General features: G+C 51.1%; 19 protein-coding genes. 7 read left to right on the top strand and 12 right to left on the bottom strand.

Features of this window, described 5'->3' with window-relative positions:
* Window positions 1–49: 49 nt before the first annotated feature.
* The 3 genes from N7268_RS20670 to osmB all read left to right on the top strand — a co-directional run bounded on the left by N7268_RS20670 (window position 50) and on the right by osmB (window position 1,567).
* Window positions 50–232, top strand: coding sequence for a hypothetical protein (locus N7268_RS20670; protein ID WP_409929210.1), 183 nt, complete (start codon window positions 50–52; stop codon window positions 230–232).
* A gap of 96 nt (window positions 233–328) precedes the next feature.
* Window positions 329–1,081 carry a DNA-binding transcriptional regulator YciT gene (locus N7268_RS20665; RefSeq protein ID WP_260864269.1) on the top strand — a complete coding sequence of 251 codons (753 nt, stop codon included), beginning with the start codon at window positions 329–331 and terminating at the stop codon, window positions 1,079–1,081.
* A 267-nt stretch (window positions 1,082–1,348) separates the two neighbouring features.
* Window positions 1,349–1,567, top strand: a complete 219-nt coding sequence (gene osmB, locus N7268_RS20660) for an osmotically-inducible lipoprotein OsmB (protein ID WP_198904052.1) — start codon at window positions 1,349–1,351, stop codon at window positions 1,565–1,567.
* Between the two features lie 138 nt (window positions 1,568–1,705).
* Here the strand turns inward: osmB and yciH are convergent, their stop codons facing one another.
* From yciH to pgpB, 5 genes are all read right to left on the bottom strand, one after another.
* Window positions 1,706–2,032, bottom strand: coding sequence for a stress response translation initiation inhibitor YciH (gene yciH / locus N7268_RS20655; protein WP_198904051.1), 327 nt, complete (start codon window positions 2,030–2,032; stop codon window positions 1,706–1,708).
* Complete coding sequence (gene pyrF, locus N7268_RS20650) at window positions 2,033–2,770, bottom strand: orotidine-5'-phosphate decarboxylase (RefSeq protein WP_198904050.1); 738 nt, start codon at window positions 2,768–2,770, stop codon at window positions 2,033–2,035.
* Between the two features lie 189 nt (window positions 2,771–2,959).
* Window positions 2,960–4,129: a lipopolysaccharide assembly protein LapB gene (lapB, locus tag N7268_RS20645; RefSeq protein WP_260864268.1), complete on the bottom strand. Its 1,170-nt coding sequence runs from the start codon at window positions 4,127–4,129 to the stop codon at window positions 2,960–2,962.
* A 6-nt stretch (window positions 4,130–4,135) separates the two neighbouring features.
* Complete coding sequence (locus tag N7268_RS20640) at window positions 4,136–4,444, bottom strand: LapA family protein (RefSeq protein WP_005126452.1); 309 nt, start codon at window positions 4,442–4,444, stop codon at window positions 4,136–4,138.
* A 149-nt stretch (window positions 4,445–4,593) separates the two neighbouring features.
* Window positions 4,594–5,358, bottom strand: a complete 765-nt coding sequence (gene pgpB, locus N7268_RS20635; protein ID WP_260864267.1) for a phosphatidylglycerophosphatase B — start codon at window positions 5,356–5,358, stop codon at window positions 4,594–4,596.
* Between the two features lie 197 nt (window positions 5,359–5,555).
* Here pgpB and ribA point away from each other — a divergent pair, with 197 nt between their 5' ends.
* A complete protein-coding gene (gene ribA, locus N7268_RS20630; protein WP_198904047.1) occupies window positions 5,556–6,146 on the top strand; it encodes a GTP cyclohydrolase II in 591 nt (196 codons plus the stop codon).
* 50 nt (window positions 6,147–6,196) lie between these two features.
* Here ribA and acnA read toward each other — a convergent pair whose 3' ends face one another.
* The 5 genes from acnA to topA all read right to left on the bottom strand — a co-directional run bounded on the left by acnA (window position 6,197) and on the right by topA (window position 13,552).
* Window positions 6,197–8,872: an aconitate hydratase AcnA gene (gene acnA / locus N7268_RS20625; protein WP_260864266.1), complete on the bottom strand. Its 2,676-nt coding sequence runs from the start codon at window positions 8,870–8,872 to the stop codon at window positions 6,197–6,199.
* A gap of 267 nt (window positions 8,873–9,139) precedes the next feature.
* Entirely contained in the window at window positions 9,140–9,313 is a 174-nt protein-coding gene (locus tag N7268_RS20620; protein ID WP_260864265.1) for a hypothetical protein, read from the bottom strand.
* A gap of 3 nt (window positions 9,314–9,316) precedes the next feature.
* Entirely contained in the window at window positions 9,317–9,457 is a 141-nt protein-coding gene (locus tag N7268_RS20615) for a YmiA family putative membrane protein (RefSeq protein WP_260864704.1), read from the bottom strand.
* 312 nt (window positions 9,458–9,769) lie between these two features.
* Window positions 9,770–10,744: an HTH-type transcriptional regulator CysB gene (gene cysB / locus N7268_RS20610; protein ID WP_137379020.1), complete on the bottom strand. Its 975-nt coding sequence runs from the start codon at window positions 10,742–10,744 to the stop codon at window positions 9,770–9,772.
* A gap of 210 nt (window positions 10,745–10,954) precedes the next feature.
* Window positions 10,955–13,552, bottom strand: coding sequence for a type I DNA topoisomerase (gene topA / locus N7268_RS20605; RefSeq protein ID WP_260864264.1), 2,598 nt, complete (start codon window positions 13,550–13,552; stop codon window positions 10,955–10,957).
* 399 nt (window positions 13,553–13,951) lie between these two features.
* On the opposite strand from topA, the gene N7268_RS20600 reads away from it, so the two are divergent.
* On the top strand, window positions 13,952–14,203 hold the full coding sequence (locus N7268_RS20600) for a YciN family protein (RefSeq protein ID WP_003020616.1): 252 nt from the start codon (window positions 13,952–13,954) through the stop codon (window positions 14,201–14,203).
* A gap of 58 nt (window positions 14,204–14,261) precedes the next feature.
* Here the strand turns inward: N7268_RS20600 and sohB are convergent, their stop codons facing one another.
* Window positions 14,262–15,308, bottom strand: a complete 1,047-nt coding sequence (gene sohB / locus N7268_RS20595; protein ID WP_260864263.1) for a protease SohB — start codon at window positions 15,306–15,308, stop codon at window positions 14,262–14,264.
* A 221-nt stretch (window positions 15,309–15,529) separates the two neighbouring features.
* Between sohB and N7268_RS20590 the strand changes: the two genes are divergently transcribed.
* Complete coding sequence (locus N7268_RS20590; RefSeq protein WP_260864262.1) at window positions 15,530–16,291, top strand: YciK family oxidoreductase; 762 nt, start codon at window positions 15,530–15,532, stop codon at window positions 16,289–16,291.
* Window positions 16,288–16,878, top strand: coding sequence for a cob(I)yrinic acid a,c-diamide adenosyltransferase (gene cobO / locus N7268_RS20585; RefSeq protein WP_260864261.1), 591 nt, complete (start codon window positions 16,288–16,290; stop codon window positions 16,876–16,878). The genes N7268_RS20590 and cobO overlap by 4 nt, the downstream gene beginning before the upstream one ends.
* An 86-nt stretch (window positions 16,879–16,964) precedes the next feature.
* On the opposite strand, the gene rluB is transcribed toward cobO, so the two are convergent.
* Window positions 16,965–17,840 carry a 23S rRNA pseudouridine(2605) synthase RluB gene (rluB, locus tag N7268_RS20580; protein ID WP_260864260.1) on the bottom strand — a complete coding sequence of 292 codons (876 nt, stop codon included), beginning with the start codon at window positions 17,838–17,840 and terminating at the stop codon, window positions 16,965–16,967.
* Window positions 17,841–17,886 lie beyond the last annotated feature (46 nt).

The following is a 17,886-nucleotide window of genomic DNA, read 5'->3' as shown; positions in this document are numbered from 1 at the left end:
AATTTCTGCATCATGAAATTCAAACTCTTTTGACATCAGGATGACGACCATGTCTGACATCGACGCACAACGTTTGGCCGAACGCATTGATACCGTGCTGGATATCCTCGTTGCAGGCGATTACCACTCAGCCATCCATAACCTTGAAATTCTGAAGGCTGAACTGTTAAACACAGTCAAAGAAGATACAGAGTCTCTGTCAAAAAAGCAGAAGGCTCCGTGGGAGATCTGAAGACATCATTCTCTTTATGTGGCTGCTATCCTCTGACATCAGATAACGCAGCCTCCGTTTAATTTCCGATACGATATCGCTATAAAAATTAATACTATGAATTCCCGACAACAATCTATTTTGCAGATGGTGACCGATAAAGGCCAGATGAGTGTGGCTGAGCTGGCGAAAATCACTGGCGTTTCAGAAGTGACGATTCGACAGGATCTGAACACGCTGGAAAAACAGAGTTATTTACGCCGTGCCCACGGATTCGCAGTGTCATTGAACAGTGATGATGTAGAAACGCGCATGATGACCAATTTCACGTTAAAACGTGAGCTGGCTGAATTCGCGGCTTCGCTGGTGAATCCAGGTGAATCTGTATTTATTGAAAACGGCAGTAGCAACGCGCTTCTTGCCAGGACGCTGGCAGAACAAAAAGATGTCACCATCATTACGGTCAGCAGCTACATCGCGCATCTGCTTAAAGAAACTCCGTGTGAGGTCATTCTGCTCGGCGGGATCTACCAGAAAAAAAGCGAAAGTATGGTCGGTCCGTTAACTCGCCAGTTTATTCAACAGGTGCACTTTAGTAAGGCATTTATTGGCATCGATGGCTGGCAGGCTGACACCGGGTTTACCGGACGCGACATGATGCGCTCAGACGTGGTGAATGCGGTGCTGGAAAAAGGCGCCGAGGTTATAGTGCTTACGGATAGCTCAAAATTTGAGGCGATTCATCCTTATACGCTCGGCCCGTTAGATCGCTTCAGCCGCGTCGTGACGGATGCCAAACTCAGCGCCAGCGTTCAGATGCAGCTTGAGCATTCCGGGCTGACCGTCAATATCATTGATACCCACGCATAATATTTCACCAGATGATTTGCCATCCGGCAAATCATCTTCTCTCTGAGACTTATCCGACAGCCCAATTAAGACTTTTTACCTGTTGTTAACAGGATAAAATCGTAAAATTAATGTTAGCGATATAACAGAAGCGAACTGTCATCTGCAGAATAGAGATTGTAACGACCTTCGCTACACGTTTCACGGATATATCTTTGGTGATCCACATTTAACGCTATCATTAAAGGGAACTGGATTCCGTGAATCAATAATTCAGGAGAAAGTATTATGTTAGTAACGAGCAAAAAAATGACCGCTGCCATTATGGCAATTACTCTGGCAATGTCTCTGAGCGCCTGTTCCAACTGGTCTAAACAAGACCGTAACACGGCAATCGGCGCAGGTGCGGGTGCGATAGGTGGTGCAGTCCTGACCGACGGTAGCACACTGGGAACACTGGGTGGTGCTGCAGTCGGTGGTATCATCGGTCACCAGGTAGGTAAATAATCTACGGTTGACCGGCTCGATATAATAATACGTTTCTTATTCAGGCAGTACTAAGTCTATACACTGAGACAAATTTTATAACTTATTGTTTATAAATAGATCGATATAAAGCCACGGAGATATTCCGTGGCTTTTCTATTAGCCGCCAGCCAGTTTAACTTTCATGCCTTTGGCTTCCAGCAGTGATTTAATCAGGTCACGTTTATCACCCTGTATTTCAATCACGCCATCTTTCACCGCGCCACCGCAACCGCATTTTTTCTTCAGTTCCGCCGCCAGTTTAGTCAGTTCAGCATCGTCCTGATCAATACCGGTAATCAGACAGACGCCCTTACCTTTTCGACCGCTGGTCTGACGCTGAATACGGACAATGCCGTCCCCTTTCGGGCGTTCTGGCGCAACCTTGGGTTCATCAATACGTCCGGTCTCCGTTGAGTAAACCAGGCGGGAATGGGTATCGTTCATTTACGCACCTCGTTTCAGTGAGGCATTAATCATCTTCAGCGTCTGCGCCGGGTCTTCCGACTGCGTGACCGGGCGGCCAATCACCATGTAATCCACCCCTGCGGCCAATGCCTGCTCTGGTGTCATGATACGGCGCTGATCACCTGCTGCGCTGCCTTCAGGGCGAATCCCTGGCGTGACCAGCTTAAACGCCTGACCAAGCTCTTGTTTGAACCGCACGGCTTCCTGAGCTGAACATACCACGCCGTCCAGTCCGCACTGTTGGGTTAAGCGCGCCAGTCTTTCAGCATGCTCTGCAGGTGACAACGTCACGCCGAGATCGGCAAGATCGCTGGCTTCCATGCTGGTCAGAACGGTCACGGCAATAAGCAGCGGCGCATCTTTGCCAAACGGCACTAATGCTTCACGCGCGGCTGTCATCATACGTGCCCCACCGGAGGCATGGACGTTTACCATCCATACGCCAAGGTCTGCTGCCGCTGCAACAGCATGCGCCGTGGTGTTGGGAATATCATGAAATTTTAAATCCAGAAAGACGTCGAAGCCACGCTGTTGCAGATCGCGAACTAACTGAGGTCCAAAAAGCGTGAACATCTCTTTGCCCACTTTCAAACGGCAATCACGGGGATCAATTCTGTCAACAAAAGCTAATGCTTTATCACGATTATGGTAATCCAGCGCGACAACGACAGGAGAATCAGTAACAGCACGGGAAGAAGATGAAGCAGTAAACGTCATGACCAGACCTTCTTGATGATGGGCACCGTAAGCGGCGCAAAATGGGTAAACGGCGTGCATTCTACCTGTGGTAATAGAAAATTAACAGGCGCGATTACATTTCTGCCAGGCGATGTGGCAGCGGAGTTGGACCGTGGAGGGATGAAAACTTACTAAGTATGTTGTAACTAAAGTGGGCGTTTTTTTAAATTACAGGCCGTCGAGGCCGCGGATCGGTTTAATGGTTGACCATGAACGGCAAGACGGACAATGCCAGTACAACGTATAGGCGGTAAATCCACATTTCTGGCAACGGTAGCGCGGCTTACTGCGTACCTGCTCCCCAACCATATCACGCAGAACCATCAGGCTCTCTTTTGCACGCCCTTCTTCTGCTTCATTGAGGTGATAATCCATTAATTTATGGAAAACACGCATCGTTGGATGACGCTGCAACTGGCGGGTAATATAGACCTGTGCAGTCTCATTTCCTTCGCGCGCTTCCAGGATATCTGCCAGCATCAACTCAGCAGCAGCACCGGTATTTTCCTCGACCGCGCGACGCAAAAACTCTGCCCACTCGTCATTTTTGCCCAGATGCTGATAGCAACTCTGCAGCATCTCCAGCGTTTCGCTGACCAGTTCTTTGTCCTGGGAGATCACACGCTGCAGGCTTTCGACAGCCTTCGCATACTCCCCTTTCACCATATACACGCGCCCCATCATGATGGAAACGCGCGCACTGTTTTTATCGGCGGCCGCGCCTTTTTTCAACAACGTCATGGCGCGATCCATATCGTCGTTGCCCATTTGCTGTAAGGCCAGTTCACAGTAAAAATGCGCGATCTCAATGCGCTGCTTATCTTTACCGAGTTTAACCAGACGCTCAGCGACATCGATGGCTTTCTGCCACTCGCTGGTCGCCTGATAGATTTGCAATAATTGCTGCAACGCCCCCACGCGAAAGTCTGTTTCATCAGTCAGCTGATTGAACATGTCTTCCGCACGGTCGTACAGCCCTGCGGCCATATAGTCACGGCCCAGTTGCTGAACTGCCAGCAAACGTTGTTCATAGGTCAGAGATGCACTTTCCATCAGCGTTTGATGGATACGAATAGCGCGATCGACTTCACCGCGCGAGCGGAACAGGTTTCCGAGGGTGAGGTGAGCCTCAACGGTGCCGGTATCCTCTTTCAACATATCGAGGAACAGATCCACCGCTTTATCTTGTTGGTTGCTCAGGAGGAAGTTTACCCCGGCGACGTAGTCGCGTGACAAACGGTTAGCTTCATCCTGTTTTGTTTGTTGCGCACTTCTGCGACCCATATACCACCCATAGGCAGCGGCTACAGGTAAAAGCAGAAACAACAACTCCAGCATAAATAATTATTCCTTCACAACCGACGAATCGGCAGTTACCGCAACGTCGGTCGCAGGTGCAAGCTGGTTTTCCAGTCGTTTGATTTTACGTTCAGCACGCGCAAGAGACACGCGAACCTTCAGCCAGAACAGTCCACAAATCAACCAGCCAATCGCAAAGCCTGCGGCAAACAACACGGCAAGCAGAGTTGAGATGCGATACTCACCCTGAGCCAGCAGGTAGTTAAACGTGACCTGTTGATCGTTTTGCGCACCTAATGTCACCGAAATAACAAAAATCGCCAACACCAGTAAGAAAATGAGTAAATATTTCACATTACTTCCCGTTATGTGGTTGGAGCGAATAAATCGTGTACAACTTACCGCGTTAAGCCTTTTAAATTACCATTTTCACGACGAGTGCGAAACGGAAAAGCGCCATAGCCGTTATGATTTAAGGGCAAAATTCAAAAAATCAATCGTAGTCAGCTTTCTTGCTCACGCTGTGCGATTTCTTGCTTCTCTTGTGGTGGCGGTGTCAATGGCCCGCATACCCGCTGTGCAAGCCATGTTGCCAGCGTGACCAGCAGCCAGGAGATCAATGTCGCGACGACCAAATCGCGTGGCCAGTGCATGCCCAGAAGTAAGCGACTCCCCATCACACCCGTTGCCCAGATGAGCAGGAAGACAATCGTCAGCGTACGCCTGCGCGGCCATAGCAATCCCACGGCAAGCAATGCCCAACTTGCGGCAAACATCGTATGCCCGGAGGGAAATGCAAACCCCGTTTCTTTTTGCCAGTGCTTACGTAAAAAAGTGGGAATATCCTGCTGCCCGGCCAATTGTTCTTTGACCAGGTGCCCGCGTTCTTTACGTTTTAAAGTGTAGAACTCATCGACAGGAATATGGTGCGTTTTTTCCAGCCAGATAACAAAGGGCCGCGGCTCTTGCACCCTCTCTTTAACCCACGATTTCACACCCTGGCCGAGTAATATTGCGCCCGCAAGGATCGCAAACAGCATCAATGCCGCTTTCAGACGAAATCGCAGACACCACAGAAACCACGCACAAAGCGCAACATGCGTAATGATCCCCCAGGGCTGGGTCACCGTTTCGGTTATCCAGTATAAGGTTTTTAGCCACCAGACATTGTGTCCGGGTTGCCAGCTCCAGCCGGATACCCATACAACCATGGGCATGACCAACAACAGTGCGGCACCCACTGCGGTGCGCTTTGCAATAGACAGCATTGCCTCTCCTTTCGTCGATAAGTCTCACAATCATAACTGAAAAATGTTCAGGTCGGGAAAATTGACAATTTTGTGCCATTCAAAAAGCGAATGCGTTGTCGCAATTAGGTGAACACCGCTGCCTTATGGCAAAATAGTGCAATACAGAAGCCAACAGGCGACGGCACGACGAGTGCCAGCATAATCTGGAGAATTACATGCAGCTTAAACGTGTGGCAGAAGCCAAACTGCCAACCCCCTGGGGTGATTTCCTGATGGTGGGATTTGAAGAACTGGCAACCGGACACGATCATGTCGCGCTGGTCTTTGGCGATATATCAGGCCAAACACCGGTTCTGGCACGCGTCCATTCCGAATGTCTGACCGGCGACGCGCTGTTCAGCCTGCGTTGTGATTGCGGTTTCCAGCTGGAAGCGGCGCTCGCGCATATTGCTGAAGAAGGACGCGGCATTCTGCTCTATCATCGCCAGGAAGGACGCAACATCGGTCTGCTTAACAAGATTCGCGCCTATGCGTTGCAGGATCAAGGCTATGATACTGTCGAAGCCAACCATCAGTTAGGGTTTGCCGCAGACGAACGTGACTTCACCCTGTGTGCGGATATGTTTAAGCTGTTGGGTGTAGACGAAGTGCGTCTGTTGACCAATAACCCGAAGAAAGTGGAAATTCTGACAGAAGCCGGTATCAATATCGTTGAACGTGTCCCGCTGATTGTTGGTCGTAACCCGAATAATGCCCATTATCTGGATACCAAAGCCGCCAAGATGGGCCATCTCCTGAGCGAGTGATGCCTACGCATCCGCGATAAAAAGCCTGCTGATGCAGGCTTTTTTCACATTTAACTCAGCATATTACGAATAACATAGTGCAAGATGCCGTCGTTTTGGTAGTAGGTTAACTCCGTTGCGGTATCAATTCTGCAGCGGCACAAAATCACCTCTTTACGTCCATCTGCACGCACCATATTCACCGGAATAACGGCTCCCGGTTTAATGTTTTGCAAATCCGTAATATCAATCACTTCCTCACCGGTTAAACCAAGCGTTTTGCGCGTGACGGCTTGTGGGAACTCCAGCGGCAGTATCCCCATCCCAATCAGGTTGGAACGGTGAATTCGCTCAAAGGATTCCGCGATAACCACACGAATCCCCAACAAACGCGGGCCTTTCGCGGCCCAGTCACGGCTGGAGCCAGAACCGTACTCTTTGCCGGCAATCACCGCGAGCGGAACCTGCTCTTGCTGGTAGCGCATAGCGGCGTCGTAGATAGCCATCACTTCCGTTCCCGGTAAATGGCGAGTCATCCCGCCTTCAATACCCGGCACCATCTCATTGCGAATGCGAATATTGGCAAATGTGCCGCGCATCATCACTTCGTGGTTTCCGCGACGCGACCCGTAGGAGTTAAAATCCTTACGTTCAACTCCGTGGCCCTGAAGATAGCGTCCTGCCGGGCTATCTGGCTTAATGCTGCCCGCCGGTGAAATATGGTCTGTTGTCACAGAGTCGCCCAGCATCGCCAGAATCCGCGCCCCATGAATATCCTGTACCGGGTCCGGTGTAGCCTGCATTCCGTCGAAGAACGGCGACAAACGAATATAGGTCGAGTCAGACTGCCAGCCGTAGGTGTCTGCGCGATCAACATTGATGGCTTTCCATTCCGGTGTGCCTTCAAACACTTCGGCATACTCTTTATGGAACATTGCGGTAGAGACCTGTTCAACGGCACGAGCAATCTCGCGGGCTGAAGGCCAGATATCTTTCAGGTAAACGGGATCGCCTTTTCTGTCATGGCCCAGCGGATCTTTGGTCAGGTTTACATTCATATTTCCCGCCAGCGCGTAAGCGACCACCAGCGGCGGCGATGCCAGCCAGTTTGTTTTGACTAACGGATGAATACGCCCCTCGAAGTTACGGTTACCGGAAAGTACCGCCCCGACCGTCAGATCCCCTTTTTTAATTGCCGTTTCAATGGGGTCAGGTAACGGGCCAGAGTTACCAATACAGGTTGTACAGCCATAGCCGACAAGATTGAATCCCAGTTCATCGAGATACGGTGTGAGTCTCGCTTGCGCCAGATAATCAGAAACCACTTTTGAACCAGGCGCCAGCGAGGCTTTCACCCAGGGCTGGCGTTTGAGGCCAAGAGTGACCGCTTTTTTCGCCAGCAGGCCCGCCGCCATCAATACGCTCGGGTTTGAGGTGTTTGTACAGGAGGTGATCGCCGCAATGACCACCGCGCCATCCGGTAGCTGATATTGATGACCGTTCAGAACATAATCCACGGGCTGTCGGTCTTTGTGCGAGCTATTGACCTCAAGCTCATTACTTGCGGCAAAGGCTTTCGGAACATCGCCTAACGCGACCCGATCCTGCGGACGCTTCGGTCCGGCCAGGCTGGCTTCCACATCGGCCATATCCAGCACCAGCGAGCTGGTAAAGACAGGTTCATCACCCGGGTTGCGCCACATCCCTTGCGCTTTAGCGTAGGCGCCCACCAGCTCAACCTGCTCTTCGCTGCGTCCGCTCAGTCGCATGTATTCGAGGGTCACGCCATCAATCGGGAAGAAGCCACAGGTTGCGCCATACTCTGGCGCCATGTTCGCAATGGTCGCCCGATCGGCCAACGGTAAGGTATCCAGACCATCGCCATAAAATTCAACAAATTTTCCGACCACGCCGTGCTTACGCAGCATCTGGGTCACTGTCAATACCAGATCGGTGGCGGTGATCCCTTCACGCAGTTTTCCAACAAGTTTGAAACCCACAACGTCAGGGATCAGCATCGAAACCGGCTGGCCGAGCATGGCCGCTTCGGCTTCAATCCCCCCAACCCCCCAGCCCAGCACGCCAAGGCCGTTGATCATCGTGGTATGCGAATCCGTGCCGACCAGTGTGTCCGGATACGCCACCCACTCGCCATCCTGCAATTCACTCCATACCGCTTTCCCAAGATATTCGAGATTAACCTGATGACAGATCCCCGTCCCCGGCGGGACGACACTAAAACGGCTGAACGCCTGTTGTCCCCATTTCAGAAACACATAGCGTTCATGGTTACGCTCCATTTCCAGCCGGACGTTCTCTTCGAAAGCATCATCATCACCGAAGCGATCCACCGTCACCGAGTGGTCAATCACCAGATCAACGGGGGAAAGCGGGTTCACTTTTGCCGTGTCCCCTCCCAGGCGCTTGACGGCTTCGCGCATGGCTGCCAGATCGACCACCGCCGGTACGCCGGTAAAGTCCTGCATCAGTACACGGGCGGGACGATAAGCAATCTCACGATCGGCATGGGCGTCGTTTAGCCATTTGGCCAGAGAATGGATATCATCTTCGGTTACAGAGTCACCGTCCTGCCAGCGCAGCAGGTTTTCCAACAGGACTTTTAATGATTTGGGTAAGCGGGTGATATCACCCAGTGATTTTGCAGCCAGAGGCAAACTGTAGTAGCGGTAGGTTTTATCTTTAACCTGCAATGTGTCCTTACTGGCTTCTCGTAGTATCGACGACATAGCTCCTCCTTAAATGACAGGGTTGGATCCCCGGACTCTCCTCAGGGTTAGTATTAAAGATAACACAAACAAAATGTAACGCTTTGATAACAACTCAAATTGATAAAAGGGAGAGCGATAAAATCATGAAGCAACGCATAGTGAGGGAGAATCTGAATGGCGGGTTTAACACAGTCATTAACCCTGTACGACGTCAGCGAGGATGACGTAATACGCGATACTGGATTTCATTCTTGCTGCAAATAATAATGATCAAAAACGTGGAGATTATTCTTGCGGGTCATCCTCTGCGAATAAATCAATGAATGCCCGCTGTTGCGGTGACAACTGCCACGAAGCAGGAATATCTTCCCCGCATTCCGTGGTCGTCGCCTTCTCATGTTCTTGTTCTTTGTTGCATTGAGCAGGCTCAGAGGAAGCGTGTTGTTCTTGTGCGGTCATGGTTTACCCCCACACTTGCCAAATCACGAGCGCAACCACAATCCAGAATACTGCTGAGCCGAGAAAAACGGTGAACCAGGCTTTACGTTTCAACGCGGGATCCCGGCGTGGCGGCGGGTTTCCTGAAGGCATCGCTAACCTCATACTATCGAAATCACTTATCATTTAGGCACCAAACAATCGGTACAATTAATCACCAGATAAGAGGAATCCTAATTAAAGCCGTGGAAAAAAGCCAGATAATTTTCTGACCTGGACTTATAAATAACGCAATTGTTTGATCGAATATCAATATTTGAAAGGTTTTTTGGCGGGTCCGTTAATTTAAAACTACTTTAGCGAATATTCCCATAAATAATCTGCGGTTAATGGCCGCTATGGGAAATGATAATAAATTCAGACTCACCCACCAGTACCGCTATATCTGTAGCAATACTGGCGAGATAATCTTCGTTATTATTTCTCTGGCAATTTAATGTCTTTAAACATTGCTTCAATGTCATCGTTAGAGCGTAACGCGACCGCCGTATCAACCACATCACGTGTCAAATGCGGCGCAAAACGTTGAATAAAATCATACATGTAACTGCGTAAGAAGGTGCTACGACGGAAACCGATTTTGGTGGTGCTATGGCTGAAGATATCATGCGCATCGACACGCACCAGGTCCGGGTCAGAAATCGGATCGACAGCCATGCTGGCAATCACGCCCACGCCCAGCCCCAGTCTGACATAGGTTTTGATCACATCCGCATCGGTCGCGGTAAAGACAATTCGTGGCTCCAGACCCGCCCGGTTAAATGCCGTATCCAGTTCTGAACGGCCGGTAAAACCAAAGGTGTAGGTCACAAGGGGGTATTGTGCCAGCTCTTCAATCGACACGGAGGATTTGCCCGCCAGCGGATGATCCGGCGTGACGACGATCGAACGATTCCAGTGGTAGCACGGCAACATGACCAGATCGTCGTACAGATGCAGTGCTTCAGTAGCAATGGCGAAATCCGCATTTCCTTTAGAAACGGCTTCGGCAATTTGCGTCGGCGACCCCTGATGCATATGTAAAGACACCCGAGGATAGCGTTCAATAAAACCTTTAATCACATTTGGCAATGCATAACGTGCCTGGGTGTGCGTTGTGGCAATGTATAACGAGCCTTTATCCGGCCAGGTATGTTCACCGGCAACAGACTTAATGGCATCCACTTTAGACAAAACTTCACGCGCGATACGGATGACTTCCTGCCCTGCCGGAGTCACCTGCGTCAGGTGCTTACCACTACGGGCAAAAATCTGGATGCCAAGCTCATCTTCCAGCATACGAACTTGCTTACTGATACCAGGCTGAGAGGTATAAAGCCCTTCGGCCGTTGAGGAGACATTAAGGTTGTGATTAACCACCTCAACAATATAGCGAAGCTGCTGTAATTTCATGTTAAACCATCCAGATTAGCGCCATCAGATCATCGTTTAATGCGCAGGCTCTCACGCGCTGCTAATACGATTTAATAATAAAAACCCTGTTAACTATAACCACTATATCATTTAAATCTGAGCTGTATAGAGATGACAAAAAATAATAGCCCGACAATAAAAAAGGGCCGCTTGCGCGACCCTTTCAGGTGAAATACAGCTGACAGGCTGTTATTTCTTACCTTCTACCCATTTACCATCCACGAAAAAGGCAGACCATCCGGTCGCTTTACCGTCTTTCTCCGCAGCAACATACTGCTGCTTAGTTTTACGGCTAAAGCGAACCATTGATTTATTGCCATCGGGATCGGTCTGCGGTGCGTCAGCCAGGTAACGCAGTTTTTCCGGCAGACGATCGCGGAAGCGATATAACTCTTCCACTAACGGCGCACGGGTCTCACGTGATTTCGGGAACGTGTTAGCGGCCAGGAAGATACCTGCTGCGCCATCACGTAACACAAAATACGCATCCGATTTCTCGCATGGCAGCTCCGGTAACGGAACCGGATCTTCTTTCGGCGGCGCGACTTCACCGTTACGCAGGATCTTACGGGTGTTTTTACACTCGTCGTTCGTACAAGCCATGTACTTACCGAAACGCCCCATTTTCAGGTGCATTTCTGAACCACATTTCTCACACTCTACGATAGGACCATCGTAACCTTTGATGCGGAACTCGCCCTCTTCGATTTCGTAACCATCGCAGGTCGGGTTGTTACCACAGACATGCAGTTTACGTTTAGGATCGATGAGGTAGCTGTCCATCGCCGTGCCACACTTCTGGCAGCGACGCTTAGCACGCAACGCGTTGGTTTCCGCATCGTCGCCTTCCAGCACGTTCAGCACTTCGTTTTCCGGCACCAGATTAATGGTGGTTTTGCAGCGCTCTTTCGGTGAAAGCGCATAACCGGAACATCCCAGGAAAACGCCGGTACTGGCAGTACGAATACCCATCTTACGACCGCATGTCGGGCAATCGATGCTGGTCAGCACCATCTGGTTCGGACGCATGCCGCCCTCTTCAGGATCTTTCTCGGCTTTATCCAGTTGCTGAGTAAAATCACTGAAGAAGTTGTCGAGTACGCCTTTCCACTCGGCTTCGTGATTCGCCACCTGGTCGAGACTGTTTTCCATCTGCGCGGTGAAATCGTAATTCATCAATTCGCGGAAGTTTTCTTCCAGACGATCGGTGACGATCTCGCCCATTTTTTCAGCGTAGAAACGACGGTTCTCAACACGGACATAGCCACGATCCTGAATCGTAGAAATGATCGATGCATACGTGGACGGACGACCAATCCCACGTTTTTCAAGCTCTTTTACCAGCGAGGCTTCACTGAAACGCGCCGGCGGCTTGGTAAAGTGCTGTGCAGGCGTCAGTTCGACTAACGTCAGTGCATCACCTTTATCCACAACCGGTAAAATACGATCTTCATCGCCCTTACGCAGGGCTGGCATCACTTTCGTCCAACCATCAAAGCGCAGAATACGACCACGCGCTTTCAGGCGGAACTCACCTGCACCCACGGTCAGCGTGGTGGAGTCATATTTAGCCGGGGTCATCTGGCAGGCCACAAACTGACGCCAGATCAGCTGATACAGTTTTTGCGCATCAGCTTCCATATCTTTCAGTGATTCTGCCTGAACGGAGACATCTGAAGGACGGATGGCTTCGTGCGCTTCCTGTGAGTTCTCTTTGCTGGCGTACTGGTTTGCGTTTTCCGGCAAGTATTTTTTGCCAAAATTATCGCTGATGTAATCACGAACCATCGAAACCGCATCCTGGCTCAGATTCGTTGAGTCAGTACGCATATAGGTGATGTAGCCCGCTTCATACAAGCGCTGCGCCATCATCATGGTTTTCTTCACACCGAAGCCCAGACGCGTGCTGGCAGCCTGTTGCAGCGTGGAAGTGATGAACGGCGCACCCGGTTTGCTACTGGTGGGCTTATCTTCACGTTCCAGCACGCTATAACGCGCTTTCTCCAACAAGCTTACTGCGGCAAGCGTTTGTTCGCGGTTGACCGGACGGAACGGTTTATCGTTCTGATGCGTCACTTCCAGCGGCAACGCATCACCGGATGGCGTCGTGGTGCTGGCATTAACTTCCCAGAACTCTTCAGGCACGAATGCCTTGATTTCACGCTCACGCTCAACGACCAGACGCACAGCAACCGACTGTACACGCCCCGCAGAAAGACCACGCGCAATTTTTTTCCACAACAGCGGGGACACCATATAGCCCACTACGCGGTCCATAAAGCGGCGCGCCTGTTGCGCATTAACGCGGTCGATATTCAGCTCGCCTGGCTTTTCAAACGCCTGGCGAATCGCGTTTTTAGTAATTTCGTTAAACACCACGCGACTGTAGCGGGTGTCATCGCCCCCGATCACTTCCCGCAGGTGCCATGCAATGGCTTCCCCTTCGCGGTCAAGGTCAGTTGCGAGATAGATGTGGTCGGCTTTTTCAGCCAACTGTTTCAGTTCAGAGACAACCTTCTCTTTACCGGGCAGCACTTCATAACGCGCGTCCCAGTTGTGCCACGGGTCAACCCCCATACGGTTGACGAGAGCGCCACGTTCATCCTTTTTGGGCTTTTTAGCCGTTTTGGTGGAGGTTGAGTCGGCGCTCTTTTTAGTTGCTGAGCCACTGGTCGGCAAATCACGGATATGACCGACGCTGGATTTCACCACGTAGTCACTACCCAGATACTTGTTGATCGTTTTGGCTTTTGCCGGGGACTCAACGATGACAAGAGCTTTACCCATATTCACCTTTACCTAATTTGATTCTTCCAGGAATGCGTCGCACGTTGTTCACCTTCCACTGGCGACGAGACATCGATTGGGTCTCTGTGTCGGTGGATATCAACACCTTAAACGGATTGCGCGCTCGTACTGTAACTCTCATGTCGCTGAGTTAACAGGCTTTTCTGCACGCAAATGCTATGGCACGACGGAGTGTTGGTCGAATGTCAAGCAAATCTGTTGCCAGATTGACGAAAGCGTCACACTGTACCTGATAAAATGCGTTACGCAACTTTATTAGCATGCAAAAACAAATCTCGCCAGTGGCAACGCTGTCGTAAGACCTTCGTTTTTATCAGGGAATATTTGCCCATAAGCCGGGCTCAGCGTAGACTAATGTCCTTGTTTAAGGAGTAAATAATGCATAAAGACACTCAACCCATCGATCGCGAAACACTGCTGATTGAAGCCAACAAAATCATTCGTGAGCATGAGGACACGCTGGCGGGGATTGTCGCCACCGGCGTTACGCAGCGAAATGGCGTGCTGGTTTTCAGCGGAGATTACTTTTTAGACGAACAAGGGCTGCCGACGCCCAAAAGTACTGCGGTGTTTAATATGTTTAAACATTTAGCGCATGTACTCTCTGAGAAGTATCACCTGATCGATTAAAAACAAAACGCGAGGCTCAGGCCTCGCGTTTTTGTCTTATCCTTTGCCGCGCAATGGATTACATCAGCGGCTTTTGCCCTCTTTGCCACCAGCGCAGCAGTAAGCGATCGGCGCTTTCAGCCGCACTGCCAGTGAATCGGTCCATCAGTTTTTTGCGCTGCATATAGCGTACGTTAAGTACTTCACGCCCTTCCATCAGTCCCAGAATCACTTCATCGCTGGTATTGATCTCATCGACCAGGCCATTTTCCAGCGCCTGTTGGCCGAACCAGTGTTCACCGGTAGCAACCTGTTCTATGTCCAGCGTCGGACGCATGCGATGAACAAAATCTTTAAACAGATGATGGGTTTCGTTCAGATCTTCACGGAACTTCTGCCGGCCTTCTTCGGTGTTCTCTCCGAGTAACGTCAGCGTACGTTTGTACTGTCCGGCGGTGTGCAGTTCGATATCAATATGTTTGTCTTTCAGGAAACGGTTAAAGTTGGGGATCTGGGCAACCACGCCGATCGAGCCAACAATAGCAAACGGTGCGGAGACAATTTTATCTGCCACACAGGCCATCATATATCCACCACTCGCGGCGACTTTGTCCACAGTAACCGTCAACGGGATTTGCTTATCGCGCAAACGCTGCAATTGCGATGCCGCCAGTCCATAACCATGCACCACGCCGCCAGGGCTTTCCAGACGCACAACAACCTGATCCTGCGGTTTGACGACCGCCAGAACGGCAGTCACCTCTTCACGTAATGCGCTGACCTCATGGGCATCCATACTGCCTTTAAAATCAAGCACCCAGACGCGAGGCTTATCCGATGATGCACTTTCTCCCAGCTTCGCTTTTGCTTTGGCAGCCTTCGCTTCCTGCTTGTGCTTTTTTTTCTGTGCTTTATGCCACAGCTTTTGTTGATGTCCATCCAGCAGGGCTATCGACAGGTCTTCCTTCATTTCTTTATATTGGTCACTGAGATTAATGACCCGTAACTCCCCGCGCTGACGCTTGCGTTGAGTCGCATTCACAATCAGCATGACAATGACCGCAATCGCGACCACCACAGTGACAATTTTTGCCAAAAACAACCCATATTCAGACAACAATTCCACGAGACCCACCTTGGTTAAACAACGCTACTTTCGCTCAGTGTACAACAGGCGTGTGTGCCCGTCTTGCTTGATCCATTCTGGAATAGAATCAGCAAAAAGCATGACAAAGCGTTCATTTTGCGGTGTTATTACCTTTGGCTGATTGAAAAAGAGCAGGCTTTAAGGCATAAAGCCGAAAGTTATCGCGAACGGAATGGTCAGAGCGTTACCGAGGAGTAGCCGTGCATTACCAACCTAAACAAGACCTGTTGCAGGATCGTATTATTCTGGTCACCGGTGCCAGTGATGGCATCGGACGTGAAGCCGCACTTACCTATGCGCGCTACGGCGCAACCGTGATTCTGCTGGGTCGTAATGAAGAGAAACTTCGTCAGGTTGCCCGGACCATCAACGATGAAAGGGGTACACAGCCACAGTGGTTTACGCTGGATCTGCTCACCTGCACCTCTGAAGAATGCCACCACCTGGCGCAGCGTATCGACGCCCATTACCCGCGTCTGGATGGCGTTCTGCATAATGCCGGATTGCTGGGTGATATCGGTCCCATGAGTGAGCAAAACCCGCAGGTCTGGCAGGACGTGATGCAGGTTAATGTGAATGCCACCTTTATGTTGACCCAGGCGCTGCTTCCTTTACTACTTAAGTCTGATTCCGGCTCGCTGGTCTTCACCTCCTCCAGCGTGGGCCGCCAGGGTCGGGCCAATTGGGGCGCCTATGCGGCCTCAAAATTTGCGACCGAGGGGATGATGCAGGTACTGGCAGATGAGTATCAGAACCGTCATCTGCGCGTAAACTGTATCAACCCGGGCGGTACACGTACCAGTATGCGTGCCAACGCATTCCCGACAGAAGATCCGCAGAAATTAAAAACGCCCGCCGACATTATGCCGCTTTATCTGTGGCTGATGGGCGATGACAGTCGCCGGAAAACCGGTATGACCTTCGATGCCCAACCGGGCCGCAAACCAGGAATTGCCTCATGAGTGAAGAACGCTATCAACAGCGCCAGCAGCGTGTAAAAGACCGGGTTGACGCACGCGTTGCCGCGGCAAAGGACGAGCGTGGCATTATCATCGTCTTTACCGGTAATGGTAAGGGGAAAACCACCGCTGCGTTCGGCACAGCGACACGCGCCGTCGGTCACGGTAAAAAAGTGGGTGTAGTGCAATTTATTAAAGGCACCTGGCCAAATGGCGAGCGAAATCTACTGGAACCCCATGGTGTGGAGTTTCAGGTAATGGCGACCGGGTTTACCTGGGAGACGCAAAACCGTGAAGCAGATACGGCAGCCTGTCTGGCCGTCTGGGAACATGGAAAGCGGATGCTGGCCGACGCAGCGCTGGATATGGTGGTGCTGGATGAACTGACGTATATGGTGGCGTATGACTATCTGCCACTCGAAGAAGTCATCAACACGTTAAACGCCCGCCCGGAGCATCAGACGGTCATTATTACCGGCCGCGGATGTCATCGCGATATTCTGGAATTAGCGGATACGGTCAGTGAACTGCGTCCGGTCAAGCATGCCTTTGAAGCAGGCGTGAAAGCGCAGATGGGCATTGATTACTGATAAAAAGCCGGGAGATGGCGCTGCGGCGCCATAAGGCACCGCGCAATGGCCTGATAGCGTTACGCTTATCAGGCCTGCAAACAAGATTAACCGTTGTTATTACGGCCGCCAGGACGACGGCTACCGCCTACCTGAGCATGACGTTTCACCGCACGACGGATCTGATTCGCTTTCATACGACGTCTGTCTTTCTCAACAGCCACTTTCGATGTCGTTTCCGGCTGCAGCCCGACCAGTTCACGCAGGTAGTTGGTCTGCGCAAGGTCAAGTTCCGTCCAGCCGCCACGTGGCAGGCCTTTCGGCAACGGGATATCACCGTAGCGAACACGGATCAGGCGACTAACCTGTACGCCAACCGCTTCCCATAAACGACGCACTTCACGATTGCGCCCTTCTGTCAGCGTGACGTTATACCACTGGTTAATCCCTTCACCACCGCTGAACTTGATCGTTTTAAACGCAGCCGGGCCATCTTCCAGTTGAACACCGCGGCTCAGATCGCGCAATTTCGCTTCATCAACCTGACCAAACACGCGTACCGCATATTCACGTTCAACTTCACGGCTCGGGTGCATCAGACGGTTTGCCAGTTCGCCATCCGTGGTGAATAACAGTAAACCACAGGTATTCACGTCCAGACGCCCCACAGCAATCCAGCGCGCATCACGCAGTTTTGGCAGGCGGTCAAAGACGGTTGGACGACCTTCCGGGTCGTTACGGGTACATAATTCACCTTCCGGCTTGTAATACGCCAGAACGCGACAGATTTGCTCTGCAGATTCTTTTACCGAAATCAGATGGCCGTCGATACGGATTTTCAGACCCGGCGTAACGTCAACGCGATCGCCGAGCGTGGCAATTTTGCCGTCAACGCTCACGCGACCTGCTGCAATAATCGATTCAATTTCACGGCGAGAACCGTGGCCAGCGCGTGCCAGCACTTTTTGTAACTTTTCGCTCATAGAGCTTCCTTTAGGTGTCGCCTTCACAGGCGTCGAACAGGAGAAT

Source organism: Citrobacter sp. Marseille-Q6884, from assembly GCF_945906775.1.
In the GTDB taxonomy this organism is placed as follows: domain Bacteria; phylum Pseudomonadota; class Gammaproteobacteria; order Enterobacterales; family Enterobacteriaceae; genus Citrobacter.
Note: the sequence above shows the minus strand (reverse complement) of the source record. Positions and strands in the feature narration are given on the sequence as shown.

What these genes read in the sequence shown, in the direction of transcription:
- N7268_RS20670 (WP_409929210.1), top strand. Translation starts at nt 50, where the DNA reads ATGTCTGACATCGACGCACAACGTTTGGCCGAACGCATTGATACCGTG.
- N7268_RS20665 (WP_260864269.1), top strand. Translation starts at nt 329, where the DNA reads ATGAATTCCCGACAACAATCTATTTTGCAGATGGTGACCGATAAAGGC.
- osmB (WP_198904052.1), top strand. Translation starts at nt 1,349, where the DNA reads ATGTTAGTAACGAGCAAAAAAATGACCGCTGCCATTATGGCAATTACT.
- yciH (WP_198904051.1), bottom strand. Translation starts at nt 2,032, where the DNA reads ATGAACGATACCCATTCCCGCCTGGTTTACTCAACGGAGACCGGACGT.
- pyrF (WP_198904050.1), bottom strand. Translation starts at nt 2,770, where the DNA reads ATGACGTTTACTGCTTCATCTTCTTCCCGTGCTGTTACTGATTCTCCT.
- lapB (WP_260864268.1), bottom strand. Translation starts at nt 4,129, where the DNA reads ATGCTGGAGTTGTTGTTTCTGCTTTTACCTGTAGCCGCTGCCTATGGG.
- pgpB (WP_260864267.1), bottom strand. Translation starts at nt 5,358, where the DNA reads ATGCTGTCTATTGCAAAGCGCACCGCAGTGGGTGCCGCACTGTTGTTG.
- ribA (WP_198904047.1), top strand. Translation starts at nt 5,556, where the DNA reads ATGCAGCTTAAACGTGTGGCAGAAGCCAAACTGCCAACCCCCTGGGGT.
- acnA (WP_260864266.1), bottom strand. Translation starts at nt 8,872, where the DNA reads ATGTCGTCGATACTACGAGAAGCCAGTAAGGACACATTGCAGGTTAAA.
- N7268_RS20620 (WP_260864265.1), bottom strand. Translation starts at nt 9,313, where the DNA reads ATGACCGCACAAGAACAACACGCTTCCTCTGAGCCTGCTCAATGCAAC.
- N7268_RS20615 (WP_260864704.1), bottom strand. Translation starts at nt 9,457, where the DNA reads ATGAGGTTAGCGATGCCTTCAGGAAACCCGCCGCCACGCCGGGATCCC.
- cysB (WP_137379020.1), bottom strand. Translation starts at nt 10,744, where the DNA reads ATGAAATTACAGCAGCTTCGCTATATTGTTGAGGTGGTTAATCACAAC.
- topA (WP_260864264.1), bottom strand. Translation starts at nt 13,552, where the DNA reads ATGGGTAAAGCTCTTGTCATCGTTGAGTCCCCGGCAAAAGCCAAAACG.
- N7268_RS20600 (WP_003020616.1), top strand. Translation starts at nt 13,952, where the DNA reads ATGCATAAAGACACTCAACCCATCGATCGCGAAACACTGCTGATTGAA.
- cobO (WP_260864261.1), top strand. Translation starts at nt 16,288, where the DNA reads ATGAGTGAAGAACGCTATCAACAGCGCCAGCAGCGTGTAAAAGACCGG.
- rluB (WP_260864260.1), bottom strand. Translation starts at nt 17,840, where the DNA reads ATGAGCGAAAAGTTACAAAAAGTGCTGGCACGCGCTGGCCACGGTTCT.